Below are 19,813 nucleotides of genomic sequence, written 5' to 3'. Positions count from 1 at the left end.
GCTTTTAACCTAGTGTTTTAAGAATCCAGTTTCCGTTTTCAAAAACGACCACACGGTTGCAGTCGAATTCGTCCTGCTCGTTTTCGTGGCCAGGCAAGGTCTGGATGACAACCTCGCCGGCCTGACGCAATTCTCCAATTTTTCGGCGCAATGCCGGTTCCGTACCCCATGGTGCACGAATCGCTTGCTTGCGTTCCGCTCCGGGCATCAGACGTGCAAGTTCACGCAAGTCCATGGAAAAACCTGTGGCCGGACGTGCCCGCCCAAACGCCTCCCCTACGTGATCATAGCGGCCACCTCGCGCCACTGCGTTCGGTAAACCTGGCACATAAGCCGCAAACATGGCGCCGCTATGGTAGTGGTAGCCACGCAGGTCGGCCAGGTCCACCGTCACACTGGCATCGCCTGCCTGTTTGACCAGGAGTGCGAGTTCGTCAAGGGCACGTGTAATACCCGCTAGTTTAGGTAACACTTCACGGGCGCGGTCAATTACGGTCGCGTCGCCGTACAATCCCGGCAATGCAAGCAACGCTTCGCGGGTCTGAACACTAAAGTCACGTGACAATGTCATCAGCCCCGGAACGTCCTTGGATTCCAGCAGTGAAAATAGGGCCGCATCCTGATTTCTTGCGCTGTCGTCTTCCGCAATAATTGCGCGTAGGACACCAACGTGGCAAAGATCGAGACGCACTTGCGATATACCTGCCAGCGCCAGTGACGCCAGGACGAGCTCCTGGATTTCCGCATCCGCTTCAAGGCCGGCGTGTCCATAGATTTCTGCACCGATCTGCAATGGTTCACGCGTCGCATGCAGCCCGGAGGGACGCGTGTGGAGTACGCTTCCGGCATAACAGAGGCGCGTCACCGAACGTCGGTTCAGCAAATGCGCATCGATACGGGCAACCTGCGTTGTCATGTCAGCCCGCACCCCCATCGTGCGACCGGAAAGCTGGTCGACGAGCTTGAAAATGCGCAGATCCATATCCTGACCGGCACCAGTCAGCAGGGATTCGAGATATTCCAGCATCGGCGGCATTACCAGCTCATAACCGTAGGAACGGAAATTATCAAGCAGCTTGCGGCGCAAATCTTCGATCTTGCGGGCTTCAGACGGTAGTACGTCAGCAATGTTTTCTGGAAGTAGCCAGTTCGGCATGACAGGAAAGGAACAGCAGTAAAGTAAATTCGGATTGCTTCAGTACTGCAAGCATGTAGTCATAAAAAAACATGCCTGTCTAATCGACAGGCGATACTGCATTCGACGATTTGGCACGTGGCCGGTAATGACCAAGGGAATGATACCTTTCTTCGAGGCATCATTCCCATTGGGAGTAGCAAAGTGTTGCTCGGATCCGCCTTTATTTCTTGGCCGACGCCGCTGCCGCTGCCACTCCTGGCCCTGTGTTCTTGAAGTACTTGAAGAATTCAGAATTCGGATCAAGCACCATGATGTCACTGCGGTTTTTAAAGCTGGACCGGTAGGCCTCAAGACTGCGATAAAATTTGAAAAACTCGGGATTCTGACCAAACGCCTGGCCATAGATTTGCGTTGCCTTGGCATCACCATCGCCACGGATTCCCTCAGCCTCGCGGTATGCTTCGGCAAGAATCACCGTGCGCTGGCGGTCTGCATCGGCCCGGATTTTTTCAGACTCGGCTGCGCCAGTCGAGCGCAATTCGTTGGCGACACGGACACGTTCAGCCTTCATTCGGTCGTATACCGAATTGTTGATCTGTTCGACGTAATCGACGCGCTTGAGCCGTACGTCGACAATCGCGACACCAATCTGCTTGGCTTCTGCAGCCACCTTTTCCTGAATCGCGGCCATTACCTTGCCACGTTCGCCGGAAATGACTTCACGCACGGTGCGTTTGGTGATTTCCTCGTTCAGTGCAGCCTTGACGATTTGTGACATGCGATCCTGAGCGCGGCGCTCATCGCCGGTAAAACTGACGAAGTAGAGACGCGGCTCGATAATGCGCCATTTTATGTAGGCATCGACCAGAATGTTTTTCTTTTCAGCCGTGATAAAACGATCGGCCTCGGGCGTATCCAGAGTCAAAATACGCTTATCAAGGAACAGGACATTCTGGAATGGCGGTGGCAGTTTAAAGTGCAGGCCAGGCTCGTTGATCACTTTCTTGACTTCGCCAAGAGCGAAGACGATTGCATACTGGCGCTGGTCGACCACGAACAAAGTCGACATTAATACCGACAGCAGGATCAGCGCGGCAATTGTATAAGAGACGATGCGATTCATTATCGGGTCTCCCGTTCACGCGAATCACGCCCGTCACGGCTACGGGACTCTCTCTGCCTTTGTGTTTCCATTGATTGCAACGGCTCGGTTGCCGCCGAAGTTCCAGAAGACTGTTGTCCGGCTGCCGGAGCGCCGGGCTTGGGGAGTGCGGCATCAGTCGCCGATTGCGAGATTAGTTTGTCCAATGGCAGGTAAAGGAGATTGCTTCCAGTGCGGCTATCCACCATCACTTTGGTGGTGTTGGTAAAGATTTGCTGCATGGTCTCGATATAGAGGCGATCCCGGGTGACGGCTGGCGCCTTCTGGTATTCACCGAGCACCTGCCTGAAGCGTTCCGAGTCACCCTGGGCATTTGCCACGACACGGGAACGATATGCTTCAGCTTCCTGCAGCAGACGCGATGCCGCACCGCGTGCGCGCGGAATGACATCGTTCGCGTATGCCTGGCCTTCATTCTTCTGGCGTTCGCGGTCCTGACCTGCCTTGACCGCGTCGTCAAATGCAGCCTGTACCTGTTCGGGAGGTTGCACGCCCTGCATGGTGACATTGGTGATCTGGACACCGGCATTATAGCGGTCGGTGATTTGCTGCATTACCTGGCTGACATCGAAGGCGACTTTTTCACGTCCTTCATAGAGGACGAAGTCCATCTTGCTGCGGCCCACGATTTCGCGAATCGCAGTCTCCGCAACATGACGCACCATCTCTTCCTGGTCGCGATTGTTAAATACCCAGTCCGCAGCACTCTTGAGTTTGTATTGAACCGCAAACTGAATATCAATGATGTTTTCGTCATCCGTCAGCATCAGCGATTCTTTTGCCTGCTTGTTACGGACACTGGAACGATATCCCACCTCAACCGTACGTACTTGGGAGACGTTGACGATTTCATGACTTTGAATCGGCGTTGGCCAACGCCAGTTAAAGCCGGCCGGAGTCATGTGGCTATACTTGCCGAAAGTCATGACCACGGCGGTTTGACCTTCCTGAACGATGAAGAACCCGCTTACCAGCCAGAGAAACGCCACGATTGCCGCAATGAGACCAAAGCCTATGCCGGCGCCCTTCATATCAGGATTAAATCCACCATCACCACGACCTCCCCCCCGATTACCAAAAAGACGATTGAGACGCTGGTTAAATTCTCGCCACAATTGGTCGAGGTCGGGCGGACCATCATTTGGTCGCTTGCCGTCCTGGTTCTGATTATTGTTTTGACCATTGTCTTGGGAACCACGTCCCCAGCGCGGGTCATTCAAAGAAAACTTGAGGCCGATTTTTTTAATTAGAGGAACAGGCATTCTCTCGCTATCCGGCTTATGTTAATAATTTGCAATGATTGAGATGACATTCAGTTTGCACGATTACCGCTTGCTTGACGCGTTCTTACGCAAGGCGTAACTTCCCATTTCCGCCTTTTCGCTGTATGGACGTGCGCTTACCGTCTACCTGTCATGCGGTCCAGTTACGTGGGAGCCACTTACATATGGAGGTGGCCCGGCTTCGTTACGCTGGTCCGGTACGGGAAGACGGTCAACTTGCGATACAGCGTTTTCTTTCGCGAACTCGGTTATTGCCTCTCGCAGCAGATCAAGGCCGGCCCCAGTCTGGGCGCTGATGAAAACACGGCGGATTTTATCATATTCATCACGCTCCAAAGCAGGTTCAAGTCCTGCAGCGTCAATCTTGTTCCAGACAAGTATCTGCGGAATATGATCGGCGCCAATTTCGGTAAGAACGTTGTTGACCTCTTCGATCTGCTCCATCCGTACTGGACTGGCGGCATCAACCACATGCAGAAGCAAATCCGCATGAACAGTTTCCTCAAGCGTCGCGCGAAATGACGCAACCAGTTGGTGAGGCAGTTCGCGGATAAAACCAACTGTATCGGAGATGACCACGTTACCCGCTTCACCCAGATAGATACGGCGTGATGTGGTGTCGAGAGTCGCGAACAACTGGTTCGCTGCATATGCCTGGGCCTTTGTCAGCGAGTTGAACAGCGTCGACTTGCCAGCATTGGTATACCCCACGAGTGATACCGAGAAAGTATTGTTGCGGCCACGGGCACGTCGTTGCGTTTCGCGTTGGCGGTGCAGTTTATCAAGACGGACGCGCAAGGCTTTTACACGGTCGCCCAGCAAGCGGCGGTCGGTTTCAAGCTGCGTTTCGCCAGGCCCCCGCAAGCCAATACCACCCTTCTGTCGTTCAAGGTGAGTCCAGCCGCGAATCAGGCGCGTGGCCAGATGTTGCAACTGAGCGAGCTCGACCTGCACCTTGCCTTCATGACTTTGTGCACGCTGAGCAAAGATATCGAGAATGAGGCTGGTACGGTCGATAACACGCACCTTGAGATGACGCTCCAGATTACGCTGCTGTGCCGGCGAGAGCGCGTGATTGAAAATCACGAGGTCCAGCTTTTCACGTGCAACTGCATCGCCGATTTCGTCGGCTTTGCCTGATCCGACGAATAGTGCGGCGTCAGGACTGGAACGTTTTCCGGTGATTGTAACAACGGGGTCGGCTCCTGCTGATTTTGACAACAGCGAGAGCTCTTCCAGGCTTGCGGCAAAGTCGCCCTTGCCGAAATCGACGCCGACTAATGCGGCGCGAATGAGGTGTGTGGCCGAGGTAGCGATCTCTTATTCCGCGTCAGATTCAACGTTGATATTCACTGCGCGCGCCGGTACCACAGTGGAAATGGCGTGCTTATACACCATTTGCGTCACGGTATTGCGGAGCAGTACGACGTACTGGTCAAACGATTCGATATGACCTTGAAGCTTGATGCCATTTACGAGGTAGATAGAGACGGGGACGTGCTCTTTGCGTAAGGCGTTGAGGAAGGGGTCTTGTAACAGTTGCCCTTTATTGCTCATGACAGCTCCGTTGTGTTGTTGTGATATGGAGTTGGAGACAACCTGACGATTTTCAAGTGCCTCTCTGATAATGTTTCTACGACTGTAATCGATTTAGGCGCAGTTTGCCAAGTACGATCCAAGCGCAAATCTTACTTTTCATCCCTGGCAAAAGGATTTTTGCTTGAACGTAGTTCGATACGTAATGGAGTGCCTACCAATGAAAAAGTTTCGCGGAAGTGTTTCTCCAGATAACGCTTGTAATTGTCGTCAATCGCGTCCAGCGCATTACCGTGGATAACGACAATCGGCGGGTTCTGCCCGCCCTGGTGCGCATAGCGAAGCTTCGGCCGGATCGATCCTTTGCGACGTGGTTGCTGGTGCTCGACCGCTTCAATCAACGCACGTGTGAGTCGTGGCGTAGACAGCTTGGCCATGGCGGCTGCGTAGGCTGAATCGATGGACTTCATGAGCGGACCAATGCCGCTGCCCTTCAATGCGGAAATGAAGTGAAATTTGGCGAAGAACAGAAAGCTGAGCTTGCGCTCCATGTCCATCTTGATTTCATCGCGTTTGTCGGAAGTCAGCCCGTCCCATTTATTGACGCCGACAACCAATGCCCTGCCAGACTCCAGGACAAATCCGGCAATGTGAGCGTCCTGCTCGGAGATATCTTGCTGCGCATCAAGTAAGAGCAGGACGACATTGGCTTCGGAGATGGACTGCAGGGTTTTGACTACGGAAAATTTCTCGATTGCCTCGAAAACCTTGCCGCGCCGCCGGATACCCGCAGTGTCGATCAGGGTGTACTGCTTCCCTTCGCGCTCGAACGGGATTTCGATGGAATCGCGGGTGGTACCCGGCATGTCGAAAGCAATAACGCGATCTTCCCCGAGCAGGGTGTTGACGAGCGTCGATTTGCCAACGTTTGGTCGGCCCACGATCGCGATCTTGATGCCTCGCGCCGTCGGTGATTCAGCTTCCGGTTCCGGTGGGCGCTGTGCGAATGCGATATCCAGTGATTCATTGACAAGGTCCACCACGCCGTCGCCGTGCGCAGCGGAAATGACATAGGGGTCACCAAGGCCAAGTTCGTAGAAGTCAGCTGTCACGGAGGTGTATTTCATGCCCTCCGCCTTGTTCACGACCAGCATGACTGGCCTGCCGGATTTGCGCAGGAAGTCGGTGATGGTTTTGTCGTGTGGCGTCATGCCCTGGCGTCCGTCCACGATGAAGACCACGACGTCGGCTTCGGCAACCGCCTGCTTTGTCTGTTTGGCCATTTCATGCATGATGCCTTCCTTGGCCACCGGTTCGAAACCGCCGGTATCAATGACAAGGAATGGACGTTCGCCAACACGGCCTTCGCCGTAATGGCGATCGCGTGTCAGTCCAGGGAGGTCCGCGACCAGGGCATCGCGCGACCGGGTCAGCCGGTTGAACAATGTGGATTTGCCGACGTTGGGTCGGCCTACTAATGCAATTACCGGCTTCATTGATTCTTACTCGGCTGCCAGGGCAACCACTGTTCCTGCTTTGGTTTGAAAAATCGCACGGGTCGAGGTAACCGGCACTGCAGCCGTGACCTGACTACCGTCGGTGCTTATGCGTGCAAGCATTGCACCGTCTTCGCGCGACAGAAAATGGATGTAACCTTGATTATCGCCAACGGCAACTGCGCGTCCCAGGACGACCGGTGCGGACAGTCCGCGGTTGGCCAGCTTGGTGGTACGCCATGCGCCCGATCCAGAGTCACGGGAGAAGGCCGTGACGGTGCCGCGTTCATCCGCGGCAAAAACATAACGTTCATCCAGCCCGAGACCGACATCACTCGACAATTCCTTGCCCCAGCGCGGAGCACCAGTGACTGCATTAAAGCAGGCAACACGCCCCTGGTAAGCGACGGCACAGACATCCTGGCCAGCCACTATCGGGGAACCCGACAAATCGGCGATACGTTCAAGTTCAGTCGTGCCACGCGGGTCACCGACTGCGGCTTCCCAGCGCGGACCGCCATTGGTCAACGCCAGCGCCAGCAAACGACCGCCCGGCATGGCAACATAGGCATTCGATCCATCAATGATGATGCCGGGAGCCGTGCGCAATGTCAGCGGTGGTGTGGGGCGTTGCGCAACCCAGCGGCGGCTTCCGCTCTCCGCATCGAAGGCTGCAATGCGGTTGTCAACACTGCGAACGATAACAAGGTTCTGGCCCACCGCTGGCGCCGACAGAATCTCGCTGGAAACCTGCGCTTTCCAGCGCAACTTGCCATCGACATTGAATGCCATCAGCACGCCCTTTTCGGCACCGACCGCGACGGTGGTCCCGTCGCTGCCTACACCGGCGGTAAGCGGTGCGCCGGCATTGACGCGCCAGTCGGTACGTCCGTTGGCCGCATCAATCCTGGCGAGCGTGCCATCTGCTGCGGCAACAAAGACGCTGCCGGAAACGACGGCGGGCGTAAACACGAAATTGGCAGCGCTGCCTACCGATGTCGACCACGCCGTCTGCACGGCCATGGTTTGCTGAAACTGCTCGAGAGCGGCGGGCGGATTGCGCGGTGCCGGCTTGCTGGCGAACGGATTCAGCGACGAACAGCCAGCCAGGACGGCAAGCATTCCCACGGAGGTAAGCTTTACGGCAATACGCATTGTTTCCCCTTGTTTTTGATTTTTGATTTTAGGCTGCCGCTTTGGCTGCGCCGCCGATCGCGTCCAGTTTCAGCTGGATCAACTGGCGTGCCGGGTTTTGCTCATTTGTCTTGTCGAGAGCCGTCTTGTATGCAGCCCTTGCCTCTTCGATCTTGGATTGTGCGACGAGAATATCTCCCTTGCGGTCGGCGACCGCACCGGCGAACTGCTCAGGGAAGTCTCCGGACAACAGTTTAAGTCCGTCATCGTAGGCCTTTTCGTCGAGCAACACGCCGGCGAGGCGGATTTTTGCGATGGCTTTGTACTCGTCGCTACCGTGATCGATGACCCATTGCAGGTGTGTTTTGGCCGCTTTCAGATCACCCGCTTCAAAGGCGCTTTTGGCGGCGGCAAATGCTCCCATTTGCGCATAGGCGGTTTTGCCGAAGCGAGAAGCGATGTCACCGGCTGCGCGCTGCACTTTTTGATTGTCCTTTGCGGTGACACCCTTTTGCAGTTCTTCGTAAAGCTGCGCGGCTTGCGTAGCCTGATTGCGCTGGTAGGTATTCCATCCGGTCCATGCTGCATAAGCGGCAAGTGCGATGATGAGCAGCCAGGTGACGAGATTGCCGTACTGGCTCCACCACGACTTCAGTGACGCCAGTTGTTCTTGTTCTTCGAGATCGTATGCCATGATATTTCTGCTCAGTGATGATGGTGGTGAGTCGGATCGTCGCATTCGTCACCGCAGACAATCTGGTCGAGCACGTGGACGGCGACCGATTCGAGCGGGACGGTGACTTGATTGTTGTCGGTTTCGGCTGCACGCAGATTCTTGACCGCGGCAACGCCCTGAGCGACTTCGTCATCGCCGATGATGACCGCATACCCAGCGCCGCTGGCGTCGGCACGTTTCATCTGGGATTTGAAGCTGCTTCCGCCGGAGGACGAGGCGCAGTTGAGAATCACATCAAGGCCGGCATCGCGCAAACGCTCCGCCACCACGAAGGCCTGAAGCTGTGCCGCTTCGCCTTGGTGCACAACGTAGACGTCGCACTGATTGGGTGCGTATTGCTCGCCATTGGCTTTCAGCAGTTCAAGCAGACGTTCGACACCAATCGCAAAGCCACACGCCGGCGTGGGCTTGCCACCAAACATTTCGATCAGGGGGTCATAGCGTCCGCCGCCGCAAACTGTTCCTTGCGAACCAAGCTGGTCGGTAACCCACTCGAACACGGTACGGTTGTAATAGTCCATGCCGCGTACAAGGCGTGGGTTGATAGTGAATGGAATATTGTTGTGGCGCAGGATTTTTTGCACGCCTTCAAAGTGGGCACGCGATTCCTCACCGAGATAATCGAGCAGCTTTGGAGCCGCATTGACCATTTGCTGCATCGTCGGATTCTTGGTGTCGAGGATGCGTAACGGATTGGACTGCAGGCGACGCTGGGCATCGGTATCCAGCAGTTCCTTGTGCTGTTCGAAGTAGGCGACGAGGTCGGCGCGATGACGGCCGCGTTCGTCCGCATTGCCGATGGAATTCAGCTCGAGCCGGATATCTTGCAGGCCGAGATCATCCCACAGGCGCTGGCACAGCATGATCAATTCAGCATCGACATCAGGACCGGTAAATCCGAGTGCTTCGGCTCCTACCTGATGGAACTGGCGATATCGGCCACGCTGCGGTTTTTCGTGGCGGAACATCGGACCCATGTACCACAGACGTTTTGGTCCGTCATAGGTCAGGTTGTGTTCGAGCGCGGCGCGCACCACGCCGGCGGTACTTTCCGGGCGCAGGGTCAGGTGATCACCATTCATGGAATCGACGAAAGAGTACATCTCTTTCTCAACGATGTCCGTGACGGCACCCAGGCCGCGTGCGAACAAGGCGGTCGGTTCGACGATAGGCGTACGGATCTGCTGGAAGCCATAGCTCTTGAGGACCGATTGCACGGTATTCTCGAACAGCTCCCACAGCGCTGCATCGCTCGGCAGGATATCGTTCATCCCTTTTACGCCGACGATTTTTTCTGTTTTTTTATTTTCTGACATTCTGTTTCAGTGAACGCTCTCTACGCGGTGCCTCAAGCGGCAGCCGCTTCTTTACCATAACGTGTCTTCACATAGTCCAGCACAATGGCCTGGAATTCTTCGGCGATATGATCGCCGCGCAGTGTGACTTTCTTTTCGCCGTCGACGAATACGGGGGCCGCAGGCGACTCACCGGTGCCGGGCAAGCTGATGCCGATGTTGGCATGCTTGGATTCGCCTGGACCGTTAACGATGCAACCCATCACGGCGACATTCATGTTCTCGACACCGGGATACTCTTTTTTCCATACCGGCATCTGGTCCCTGAGGTAAGTCTGGATCCTGTCGGCCAACTCCTGGAACACCGTGGAGGTGGTGCGACCGCAGCCGGGGCAGGCAATTACCATGGGCGTAAATTTACGCAACCCCATGGTTTGTAGGATTTCCTGGCCGACCACGACTTCCTTGGTGCGGTCGCCACCTGGTTCGGGCGTCAGCGAGATGCGGATCGTATCACCAATGCCCTCCTGCAGGAGAACGGACAATGCGGCTGTCGATGCGACGATGCCCTTGCTGCCCATGCCGGCTTCGGTCAATCCGAGATGTAACGGGTAATCGCAGCGGCGTGCGAGTTCGCGATATACGGCAATCAGATCCTGCACCCCGGATACCTTGCACGAAAGGATGATCTTGTCGCCCGCGAGGCCGATGTCTTCGGCGCGCTGCGCATTTTCAATGGCCGAAGTGACCAGCGCTTCGTACATGACAGCTTGTGCCGACCACGGCTCGGCACGCTGTGCGTTTTCATCCATGATGCGCGCCAGCAGCGACTGGTCAAGACTGCCCCAGTTGACGCCGATGCGAACCGGCTTGTCGTACTTGCATGCCACTTCGATCATTTGCGCAAACTGCGTATCGCGCTTTGCGCCCTGCCCTACATTACCCGGGTTGATGCGGTACTTGGACAACGCCTGTGCACATTCGGGAAAATCGGTAAGCAGCTTATGGCCGTTGTAATGGAAGTCGCCAACCAGAGGCACGTCGATGCCCATTTTGTCGAGCTGCTCGCGAATGGCGATAACCGCGGCGGCGGCTTCAGGATTGTTGACTGTGATCCGTACCAGTTCCGAGCCGGCGCGTGCCAGGTCCTTGACCTGAATGGCCGTGCCGATGGCGTCGGCAGTATCGGTATTGGTCATGGATTGCACGACCACCGGCGCGTTGCCGCCGACCAGCACTTCCCGAGTGCCATAGCGAATGGCGACGCCGCGACTGACACGCCGCACAAGCGGACCGGAAGTAATAGGAGAATTAACTATCGGCATACGGGTCTTATTTCAGCTTTAGACGGGCGACGTTGCCACTGCCGGGGGCCTTAAGCTCGATGGCAGAGCCACGCAGGTTTGCGTCGACGCCCGAGGCATTGCCAATTACAACGGAAACGGGCCCGGTAACTTCGAATGTTTCCGATTCGCCGGCCTTCATGAGCCGCGACACTGCGGGTTTGGAAGCACCCTCGGGCTTGATTTCAAGCCAGGAATCCTGCCTAGCCTTGATTACGAGTGCATCTTTGCCGGGAGACGCCAAGGTTGCATCTGCGGCTGGCATTGCTGATTGCACGGCGCCCGACTGACCAGCCTGGCTGGGCGTAGCGGAAGAGCCATTGGTGCCTGTGGTCGCGGGCGCCACCTCGTGTGCCGGTTCTGAAACCGGGCTGCCCGCTTCGACCGACGCCGCAGGTTCACTCGTTGCCGGTGCCGAAGCTGCATCTGAGGGCTGAGAGGTTCCAACCGGCGACGTCATCTGCGCAATGCCACTTTTGACCTGTGATGTCGCAGCATCAGACATGTCGGCAAGGTTCTTGTCCTTGAGCAGAGCCCACGCCACTGCACCAGCCACGATAAGCAGCAAGGCGCCAAGGACCCAGCGCGACGACGAGGCATGGCGTTCTGTCATCGACGGCAATCTCGCCTCCGAGAACGGTGTGGACAGCGACTGACGCGGCCGGATCGATTCATGCGCCAATACGGTTTCGCCACCCAAAGACGCCAGCAGCGGCGCAGCATCGATCTTGAGCAGCTTGGCGTACTGGCGGACGAAACCGCGCACGATCGCCATGCCGGGAAGGGATGGATAGTCATCCGCCTCAATTGCCGCCACCTGACGTGGCGCGAGGTTCAGATGACTGGCAACCTGTTCGATGGTCCACCCGCGCTCCTGCCGGCAAGCAGCAAGCTGCGCACCGGGTGAAACAGGGGCGGCGTGATCGGTGGGCATATGCTCAGGCATCGCTGGATCATTGACTCCCGGCTCACTCATTGAATGCTCCACGTTGATATGCCGCATACTCGGCGGATCCGGCGTGACGACGACGCAGTTGGGTAGCCAGGCTTGCTTCCGCCGCGCGGTCGCCGAGTCTGTGTTCGATCTTGATCGCGAGCCACAGCACGTCCGGGGACATCACGTCCGCCTTCATTACCCGCCCGATATAGAAGCGGGCACGCTCATAGTCCTGACGTTCATAATACAGCCGGGCAAGATTGACGTTGGTCGACGGATTGCCCGGGTCGTATTGAAAGGCTTGGGAAAAATAGCGCTCGGCCGCAACCTTGTCCTTCAGTTTCATACTGCACATACCGGCATTGTTCAATGCCTTGTTTGGCGATTGATACGACCGATTCTTCAGTGCTGTGTCGAAATAGCTGATGGATTGCTGCTCGCGCCCGGTCTGGCAAAGGAACCAGCCATAATTGTTATTGAAGTCTGGCGAGTTCGGAGCAAGGCGGAGCGCGTGCTGAAAGTTATCTTCCGCCAGCTTGTTCTCGCTCATGTCCATGTAAATCAAACCGCGCATGCTATAGGCATCGGCAAAATCCGGGTCAGCCGCAAGAGCTTGCTTGAGTTCGTCCAATGCCACCGCGGGCTGGCGCTGCTCATAATAGCCGACCGCGAGTTGCAAGCGGATACGCGCCCGTTTCTGGTTATCCGTCTGATCTGAACTTGTAGGCAACTCACCCTGCCCGCTTCCCGCACCGGGCGTAGCCGCACAGCCGCTCAACAGGATGAGGGCGGCGGCTGTCGCTGCATACCACCTTCGCATCAAGATGCTCCTCACCGCGGCACCTCGACGATACGACCAAAATCTTTACCGAATTTTTTCTGGTACTCAGCCATTTTTTGCATACGCTCCTGCACGCGGGTACGATCCTGCACTTCGCCGGCAAGTTGGCCGCATGCGGCATCGATATCGTCGCCGCGCGTCTTGCGAATGGTGGTGACGATGCCGGCATCCATCAGGATTTGGGCAAACGCCTTGATCCGCGGATTATTCGATCGCTTCAGTCCCGATTCAGGGAAAGGATTGAAAGGAATCAGGTTGAACTTGCATGGCACCGGTTCTGCGCCATCCTGTACCAGCGCAACTAGTTCACGTGCATGCTGGTCGGTATCGTTGACGCCGTCGAGCATGCAATATTCAAAGGTAACAAAGTCGCGCGGAGCAAATTCAAGATAGCGGCGGCAGGCCGCCATCAGGTCGGACAACGGATACTTCTTGTTCAGAGGAACCAGACCATCGCGCAGCGCATCGTTGGACGCGTGCAGCGAGACAGCCAGTGCGACAGGGCATTCCTGCGAGAGCTTGTCCATCATCGGGACCACGCCGCTTGTGGACAGGGTCACGCGACGACGTGACAAGCCATAGGCGTTATCGTCCAGCATCAGCTTGAGCGCTGTCACGGTCGGCTCGAAATTGAGCAGGGGCTCACCCATTCCCATCATCACCACATTGGTGATCTGGCGTTCGCCTTTGGGACCAGGCTCAATACCCTTGGTGCGGCGCAATTCAAATTCAGCCATCCATAACTGGCCGATAATTTCTCCGACTGTCAGATTGCGGTTAAAGCCCTGCTTCCCGGTTGAACAGAAACGACAATTGACGGCACAGCCCGCTTGTGTCGAGATGCACAGCGTACCGCGGTTCTCTTCGGGAATGAATACGGTTTCGACCGCGTTGCCCTGCCCCACATCAAGCAGCCATTTGCGGGTGCCATCGGCAGAGGTATGGTCACTGATAATTGCGGGGGCAGAAATCGTCGCGCGTGTTTTGAGCTTGTCGCGCAAGGACTTCGCAAGGTCGGTCATTGCATCGAAATCGCTGGCGCCGAACTGGTGGATCCAGCGCTGCAATTGCTTGGCGCGAAACGGTTTCTCACCCAACTCGCCGCAGTAGGCAACGAGTTGCGCGGGATCGAGATCCAGCAGATTGGTGAGGTCCGTCATGGCAAGTCTTCATCATGTTGTTTGCCCCGATCATGAAAGGCGGTCAGGGCAAACGGGGTTTTAATTAGCGGGAATAAACGTTCAGTGCGGGGAAGAAATACGAAATTTCGACCTTTGCCGTTTCTTCGGCATCGGAGCCGTGCACAGCATTGGCATCGATGGAGTCAGCGAAGTCAGCGCGGATCGTGCCCTTGTCTGCCTTCTTCGGATCCGTTGCACCCATCAGTTCGCGGTTCTTGGCAATTGCGTTTTCACCTTCCAGCACCTGGATCATGACTGGACCGGAAACCATGAAATCGACCAGATCCTTGAAGAAGGGACGCTCGCGGTGCACTGCGTAGAAGCCTTCTGCTTCAGCACGGGACAGTTGCGCCATGCGTGCGGCGACGACCTTCAGGCCAGCGTTCTCAAAACGGGTGTAAATCTGACCGATCACGTTTTTTGCGACTGCGTCCGGTTTGATGATCGACAGGGTGCGCTCGATTGCCATCTGTAAAAACTCCAATAAAAAGAAAGGGTTAAGGTTAATAATTAAGAAATCAACTAACCTTCTATTTTAGCACGAAAGCCCTTTCACAAGGGGTTTCCTCAAAGCCAGAGCGGTTTGAGGGGGCGAACTTCGCTTGGTTCCGCGCATCTTAGAATTTTACGTTTACTCGCACGCGATGCTGTCAATACTGTTAATATTTTCAGTACTCGTGAATACTCATCAGTACTGTGATTGTTCGGTAACGTAGCAAGTAACTTCACCGGAGGCAATATGGAACGAAACATTCAACACACCTATGGCGCAACGACCGACGTACTGGCCGTACGCAATCGTGTGCTGCGCAATACCTATTGGCTGCTTGCCATTTCCATGATCCCCACTGTGCTCGGTGCGTGGGTGGGCGTGCAGTTCAATTTTTCGCTCTTCTCTGGAAGCCCGATGATCGGCTTCATTGCCTTTCTGGCAATCGCCTTCGGCTTCTTCTATGCAATCGAAAAAACCAAGGATTCAGGGCTGGGGGTCGCAATTCTGCTCGGGTTCACCTTCTTTATGGGGTTGATGCTTTCCCGTCTGATCAGCTATACCTTGGGCTTTTCGAATGGACCGCAACTGATCATGACTGCGTTCGGCGGCACGGCGACAATCTTTGCCGGCATGGCAACGATTGCCACTGTCTCCAAGCGTGACTTTTCGGGGCTTGGCAAATGGCTGTTTGCCGGCGTACTGGTGATTCTGGTTGCGGCACTGGCCAATATTTTCCTGCAAATGCCAGCCCTGTATCTGGCAATTTCGGTGCTCGCTATCGCTATCTTTTCGGCTTACATCCTTTACGATGTGCAGCAGGTCGTTAATGGTGGTGAAACCAACTACATCACTGCGACTCTGGCGATATATCTAGACGTGTATAACATTTTCACCAACTTGCTTGCTTTGCTGGGTATTGCCGGCGGCAATCGCGATTAACACTCTCGCGGTCCACAAACAAAAAAGCCGACCAGATGGTCGGCTTTTTTGTTGCTCCTTGCCGGTCCGATCGGTCCAATCAGACAGACTCTTCCGGCAAATCGAATACGGCAATCGATTCCACGTGGGCCGTGTGCGGGAACATGTTGACGACTCCAGCCTGCATTAATCGATATCCTCCCTGATGCACCAGGTAGCCAGCGTCCCGCGCGAGGGTCGAAGGACTGCATGACACATAGACAATGCGCTTCGGACGCATGTCGGCGTGTGACTCGGCCAATCCGACAATTGCTTGACATACATCCATCGCGCCCTCGCGCGGCGGGTCGATCAGCATGCGATCGAATTTGCCAAGAGCAATAAAGTCTTCGGTTTTTGCCTCAAACAAATTGCGACAATGGAAACTGGTTTTCTTGTCGAGATCATTGGTTCTTGCATTGTCGAGCGCGCGCTCGGTCAACGCCGTACTGCCTTCGATACCAACCACCTCGCGGGCCTGCGTTGCCAATGGCAAGGTGAAGTTGCCAAGACCGCAAAATAGGTCAGCGACACGGTCTTCCGGCTGTACATCGAGCAGACGCAATGCGCGGGCCACTAGTACACGGTTGATGTGATGATTGACCTGAGTGAAATCGGTGGGCTTGAACGGCATTTTTACGCCGAATTCCGGCAATACGTAGTTCAGTTCGACATCGGTAGGATAGAAAGGATAGACCGTGTCCGGCCCCTTGGGCTGCAGCCACCACTGTATCTTGTACTCATCGGCAAAAGAACGCAGCAATGCTTCGTCCTGCACCGTCAGCGGTGCCATGATGCGCAATACCAGAGCGGTGACGTTTTCGCCGACAGCCAATTCAATCTGCGGCATCTGGTCAAAGATTGATAGCGACTCCACCAAACGACGTAATGGCACGAGCATGGCCGATACATGCGGCGGCAGAATTTCACAGGTCTTCATGTCAGCAATAAATGAGGACTTGCGCTCATGAAAGCCGACCAGCACACCACCTTTTTTCTGCACATTGCGAACCGACAGGCGTGCGCGATAGCGATACCCCCAGGTCGGCCCATAAATGGGGCGCAACATCCGTTCAGCACGGACTTTGCCAATATGCCAAAGATTATCTTCCAGGACACGCTGCTTCATCGCCACCTGAGCGGATGGTTCCAGATGCTGCATGGCGCAGCCGCCGCAGGTGCCGAAATACACACACTTCGGCGTGACCCTTAGCGCAGATTCATTGTGCAACTCGGTCAGTGTGGCGGCTTCCCATTTCGGCTTCTTGCGAAATGACTGGAAGCTCACACGCTCGCCGGGCAATGCCCCTTCGACAAAAATGACCTTGCCGGGGGTACCGTCCTCGTTCTGCAAATGACCGACTCCGCGGCCTTCCATGTCGAGGGATTCAATAACAATCGTGCTGTGCTGCATAGAAAAATTTGAAATGCCGGACGGGCGCGCCCGACATAAAAGAGAAGATTGAGAAATGTGCGCAGGCGCACAGATTACCACGCGGCCAGGTATTCCTTCCAGTGAGACCCATCCAGGTTGGCCAACGAATCGCGCACCAGCGCCATTTCTTCTTCGTAGCTTTCCTTGGTCATGGCACCGCGCATCAAGAGGAAACGGCAATACACCAGGTAGGTATTGACCACGTCAGTTTCGCAATAGTCGCGGATTTCCTTCAGGTGCCCTTCGGTAAACAGTTTCCAGACCTGGGAACCGTCCACACCAAGTTTGCCTGGAAAACCGCATAGTTTGGCCAGGTCATCAAGCGGCGCATTCGCGCGACCGGTGTACAGGGCAAGCAGATCCATCAGGTCGAGGTGACGGGTATGGTAGCGGCTCAGGTAGTTATTCCACTTGAAGTCGCGGTCTTCGTCACCCATTTCCCAATAGCGGGACGCAGTCACGCCACTGATCATGGCCCGATAATGCAGCACCGGCATGTCAAAGCCCGAGCCGTTCCAGGAAATCAGCTGCGGCGTGTACTTGTCGATGATGCGAAAGAAGTCGTTCACCAGCTTGGATTCGGAGTCTTCCAGCGTCCCGAGCGACCGGACGCGAAAACCGTCGTCATCGCGGAAGACGCAGGAGATAGCGGCGACACGATGCAGGTGATGCGGGAGAAAATCGGATTTGGTCTTTTCGCGGCGCGCGGCGAAGGCGGCTTCGGCGACTTCCTCGTCAGTCATGGATGACGCATGCCCATGCAAGGTGCGCAAGCCCTCCACATCGGGAATCGTCTCGATGTCAAACACCAAAACTGGAATCACAACAAGGCGTCCTTGCCGACGCCGCGGGCGGTCAGCGCGCGCTTGAGTTTGACCAGCGCTTCCTGCTGGATCTGCCGCACCCTCTCGCGGGTAACGCTCATTTCGGATGCAAGTTCTTCCAGCGTTGCCGGATCGTCGTTATCAAGGCCAAAGCGACGCACGATTACGATGCGTTGCTTGTCCGGGAGCTTCTTGAGCCAGTCACGCACCAGGCCCATCATTTCGTGATGTTCCGCTCGAGAATCCGGTCCGTCGTCCGCATCCCCGGGCAGCATATCCATCAGGCTGGCCTGTGGGTCGTTGTCGAGTGGTGCATCGAGTGAGGTGGCGTGTTCGGACAGCGCCAGGATGTCCTGCACATCTTCGACCGGGCGGTCGACCAAATGGGCAATGTCCTCCGCAGTGGCATCCTTGCCGTCATGATGCTGCGCTTCAAGGTGATACTTGGCGCGCAGGATCTGGTTGAGTTCCCGCACCATGTGCACCGGCAAACGCACGGTACGTGCCTGATTCATGATTGCACGCTCGATGCTCTGGCGGATCCACCACGTCGCATAGGTGGAAAAGCGAAAGCCTCGTTCGGGCTCGAACTTGTCAATGGCGCGCATTAGACCGAGGTTGCCCTCTTCGATAAGGTCTAGCAGCACGACGCCGCGATTGATGTAATGTTTTGCAATCGAGACAACCAGGCGCAGGTTGTGTTCGATCATTTTTTGACGAGCCTCGAAATTACCCTGCTTGGCCAGCGTAGCGTAATGTACTTCCTCTTCCACCTTGAGCAGCGGACGTGCACCGATCTGGTTGAGATAGTGCTGTGTCGTGTCGGTGGAAAGCTCGGCAGCAAGGACTGTCTTGAGTTCATCGACCGGGTCCGCCACCGGGACGATCACCCCTTCCCCCTGCTCCGCATCCACGTCGTCGATCAGCGGCCCATCACCGTCGCCGGCTCCATGCAGAGACATGCCTTCGGACATGTCATCCGGCGATGCATCATCATCCAGCGGATCGTGAGGGTTGCGGTTCATTTAGCGGCTTGGCAAAAATTTTGAGGGATCGACCGGTTTACCTTGCTGACGTATTTCAAAATGCAGTTTCACCTCATCGGTGTCGGAGTTACCCATTTCTGCAATTTTCTGACCTTTGCTGACATTTTGATCTTCTTTGACGAAGATGGTTTTGTTGTGGGCATACGCGGACAGGAGATTGTTGGTGTGTTTCACAATCACCAGATTGCCGTAACCACGAATTCCACTGCCAGCATACAGCACTTTACCCGCGCCCGCCGCTACAACCGGCTGCCCCATCTTGCCGGCAATATCGATACCACGCCTGCCCTCGCTGAAGCCGGAAATGACCCGTCCTTCCGCCGGCCAGATCCATGCAATGTTGTCGTCTTCAGTCCCCGGTGCCTGCGGCACTTCCGGCGTTTTCTCAGCCGTTTTTGGCACCTCGGGTTTCGGGATGGCGGCCGTTGCCGGTGCGCTTGGGGTGGTGGCGGATTCCGGCTTTTGCATCTCCGCGAGCGCGGCATCGGAATACGGCCGCTTTTCCCCGCGCGGGCCGGTCTTGTGGACCGTTGATCCGGCCGTTGCGCCGGGTAGCGGACGCACCTCGGTACCCGGGCTCACAGTGGCATTGGCAGGCGGTTGAGAACCATCCGGCGGCAGGACGCGCAATTGCTGATCAACCTTGATGTCGTTCGGATTGGCAAGATTGTTCCAGGTGACCAGATCGCGATAATTCTGACCGAAATCAAGCGCAATCTGCAGCAGCGTATCCCCTTTGCGTACCGTGTAGTAGCCTCGGTTTTCAGTCCTTTGCCCTGTCGGAACGGCGGGCGGGACGACTGCCGGAGCAGGCGGTTTTGGCGCCTCGACAACCCGTGGGGTCACCGGTCGGTCATATACGGGCGCAGGCCCGCGCGCCGCCGTACAGGCGGCTAACAACACGGGCAAGGCAGCGATAAACAGCAAACGTATTTTTCTCATTCTCATACTATTAACATTTTGCGACAGCAGTCGC

The 19,813-nt window shown here is 55.9% G+C and carries 19 protein-coding genes; 1 reads left to right on the top strand and 18 read right to left on the bottom strand.

The window, feature by feature from the left end; translation table 11 throughout:
• Positions 1–4: 4 nt before the first annotated feature.
• The 14 genes from ACFQUU_RS03885 to ndk form a co-directional block, all read right to left on the bottom strand.
• On the bottom strand, positions 5–1,156 hold the full coding sequence (locus ACFQUU_RS03885) for an ATP phosphoribosyltransferase regulatory subunit (RefSeq protein ID WP_382242925.1): 1,152 nt from the start codon (positions 1,154–1,156) through the stop codon (positions 5–7).
• A 202-nt stretch (positions 1,157–1,358) separates the two neighbouring features.
• Entirely contained in the window at positions 1,359–2,261 is a 903-nt protein-coding gene (gene hflC, locus ACFQUU_RS03880) for a protease modulator HflC (protein ID WP_382242922.1), read from the bottom strand.
• The gene (gene hflK, locus ACFQUU_RS03875; protein ID WP_382242919.1) at positions 2,261–3,562 is read right to left on the bottom strand and encodes an FtsH protease activity modulator HflK; all 1,302 of its coding nucleotides are present in this window, start codon (positions 3,560–3,562) and stop codon (positions 2,261–2,263) included. Before hflK ends, hflC begins: the two co-directional genes overlap by 1 nt.
• Before the next feature lie 144 nt (positions 3,563–3,706).
• The gene (hflX, locus tag ACFQUU_RS03870; protein WP_382243372.1) at positions 3,707–4,876 is read right to left on the bottom strand and encodes a GTPase HflX; all 1,170 of its coding nucleotides are present in this window, start codon (positions 4,874–4,876) and stop codon (positions 3,707–3,709) included.
• Between the two features lie 27 nt (positions 4,877–4,903).
• Positions 4,904–5,140 carry an RNA chaperone Hfq gene (gene hfq, locus ACFQUU_RS03865; protein WP_057291543.1) on the bottom strand — a complete coding sequence of 79 codons (237 nt, stop codon included), beginning with the start codon at positions 5,138–5,140 and terminating at the stop codon, positions 4,904–4,906.
• A gap of 131 nt (positions 5,141–5,271) precedes the next feature.
• Complete coding sequence (gene der, locus ACFQUU_RS03860; RefSeq protein WP_382242915.1) at positions 5,272–6,615, bottom strand: ribosome biogenesis GTPase Der; 1,344 nt, start codon at positions 6,613–6,615, stop codon at positions 5,272–5,274.
• A 6-nt stretch (positions 6,616–6,621) separates the two neighbouring features.
• Entirely contained in the window at positions 6,622–7,770 is a 1,149-nt protein-coding gene (gene bamB / locus ACFQUU_RS03855; protein WP_382242912.1) for an outer membrane protein assembly factor BamB, read from the bottom strand.
• Positions 7,771–7,798: 28 nt separating this feature from the next.
• Entirely contained in the window at positions 7,799–8,443 is a 645-nt protein-coding gene (locus ACFQUU_RS03850) for a YfgM family protein (protein ID WP_382242910.1), read from the bottom strand.
• 11 nt (positions 8,444–8,454) lie between these two features.
• On the bottom strand, positions 8,455–9,801 hold the full coding sequence (gene hisS, locus ACFQUU_RS03845; RefSeq protein ID WP_382242907.1) for a histidine--tRNA ligase: 1,347 nt from the start codon (positions 9,799–9,801) through the stop codon (positions 8,455–8,457).
• Between the two features lie 32 nt (positions 9,802–9,833).
• The gene (ispG, locus tag ACFQUU_RS03840) at positions 9,834–11,105 is read right to left on the bottom strand and encodes a flavodoxin-dependent (E)-4-hydroxy-3-methylbut-2-enyl-diphosphate synthase (RefSeq protein WP_382242904.1); all 1,272 of its coding nucleotides are present in this window, start codon (positions 11,103–11,105) and stop codon (positions 9,834–9,836) included.
• Positions 11,106–11,112: 7 nt separating this feature from the next.
• On the bottom strand, positions 11,113–12,099 hold the full coding sequence (locus ACFQUU_RS03835) for a RodZ domain-containing protein (protein ID WP_382242901.1): 987 nt from the start codon (positions 12,097–12,099) through the stop codon (positions 11,113–11,115).
• On the bottom strand, positions 12,092–12,880 hold the full coding sequence (gene pilW, locus ACFQUU_RS03830; RefSeq protein WP_382242898.1) for a type IV pilus biogenesis/stability protein PilW: 789 nt from the start codon (positions 12,878–12,880) through the stop codon (positions 12,092–12,094). The genes ACFQUU_RS03835 and pilW overlap by 8 nt, the downstream gene beginning before the upstream one ends.
• Positions 12,881–12,891: 11 nt before the next feature.
• Positions 12,892–14,061: a 23S rRNA (adenine(2503)-C(2))-methyltransferase RlmN gene (gene rlmN, locus ACFQUU_RS03825; protein ID WP_382242895.1), complete on the bottom strand. Its 1,170-nt coding sequence runs from the start codon at positions 14,059–14,061 to the stop codon at positions 12,892–12,894.
• Positions 14,062–14,125: 64 nt separating this feature from the next.
• Positions 14,126–14,551 carry a nucleoside-diphosphate kinase gene (gene ndk / locus ACFQUU_RS03820; protein ID WP_382242892.1) on the bottom strand — a complete coding sequence of 142 codons (426 nt, stop codon included), beginning with the start codon at positions 14,549–14,551 and terminating at the stop codon, positions 14,126–14,128.
• Between the two features lie 270 nt (positions 14,552–14,821).
• Here ndk and ACFQUU_RS03815 point away from each other — a divergent pair, with 270 nt between their 5' ends.
• Complete coding sequence (locus ACFQUU_RS03815) at positions 14,822–15,514, top strand: Bax inhibitor-1/YccA family protein (RefSeq protein ID WP_382242889.1); 693 nt, start codon at positions 14,822–14,824, stop codon at positions 15,512–15,514.
• Between the two features lie 79 nt (positions 15,515–15,593).
• Here the strand turns inward: ACFQUU_RS03815 and rlmD are convergent, their stop codons facing one another.
• From rlmD to ACFQUU_RS03795, 4 genes are all read right to left on the bottom strand, one after another.
• Complete coding sequence (gene rlmD / locus ACFQUU_RS03810; protein ID WP_382242886.1) at positions 15,594–16,946, bottom strand: 23S rRNA (uracil(1939)-C(5))-methyltransferase RlmD; 1,353 nt, start codon at positions 16,944–16,946, stop codon at positions 15,594–15,596.
• A 74-nt stretch (positions 16,947–17,020) separates the two neighbouring features.
• Positions 17,021–17,791: a 3'-5' exonuclease gene (locus tag ACFQUU_RS03805; RefSeq protein ID WP_382242884.1), complete on the bottom strand. Its 771-nt coding sequence runs from the start codon at positions 17,789–17,791 to the stop codon at positions 17,021–17,023.
• Positions 17,788–18,816, bottom strand: coding sequence for an RNA polymerase sigma factor RpoS (rpoS, locus tag ACFQUU_RS03800; RefSeq protein ID WP_382242881.1), 1,029 nt, complete (start codon positions 18,814–18,816; stop codon positions 17,788–17,790). The genes ACFQUU_RS03805 and rpoS overlap by 4 nt, the downstream gene beginning before the upstream one ends.
• Positions 18,817–19,779: a peptidoglycan DD-metalloendopeptidase family protein gene (locus tag ACFQUU_RS03795; protein ID WP_382242878.1), complete on the bottom strand. Its 963-nt coding sequence runs from the start codon at positions 19,777–19,779 to the stop codon at positions 18,817–18,819.
• Positions 19,780–19,813: the final 34 nt, after the last annotated feature.

The sequence above is a fragment of the Herbaspirillum sp. GCM10030257 genome, from assembly GCF_042666555.1.
Classification (GTDB): domain Bacteria; phylum Pseudomonadota; class Gammaproteobacteria; order Burkholderiales; family Burkholderiaceae_D; genus Noviherbaspirillum.
Note: the sequence above shows the minus strand (reverse complement) of the source record. Positions and strands in the feature narration are given on the sequence as shown.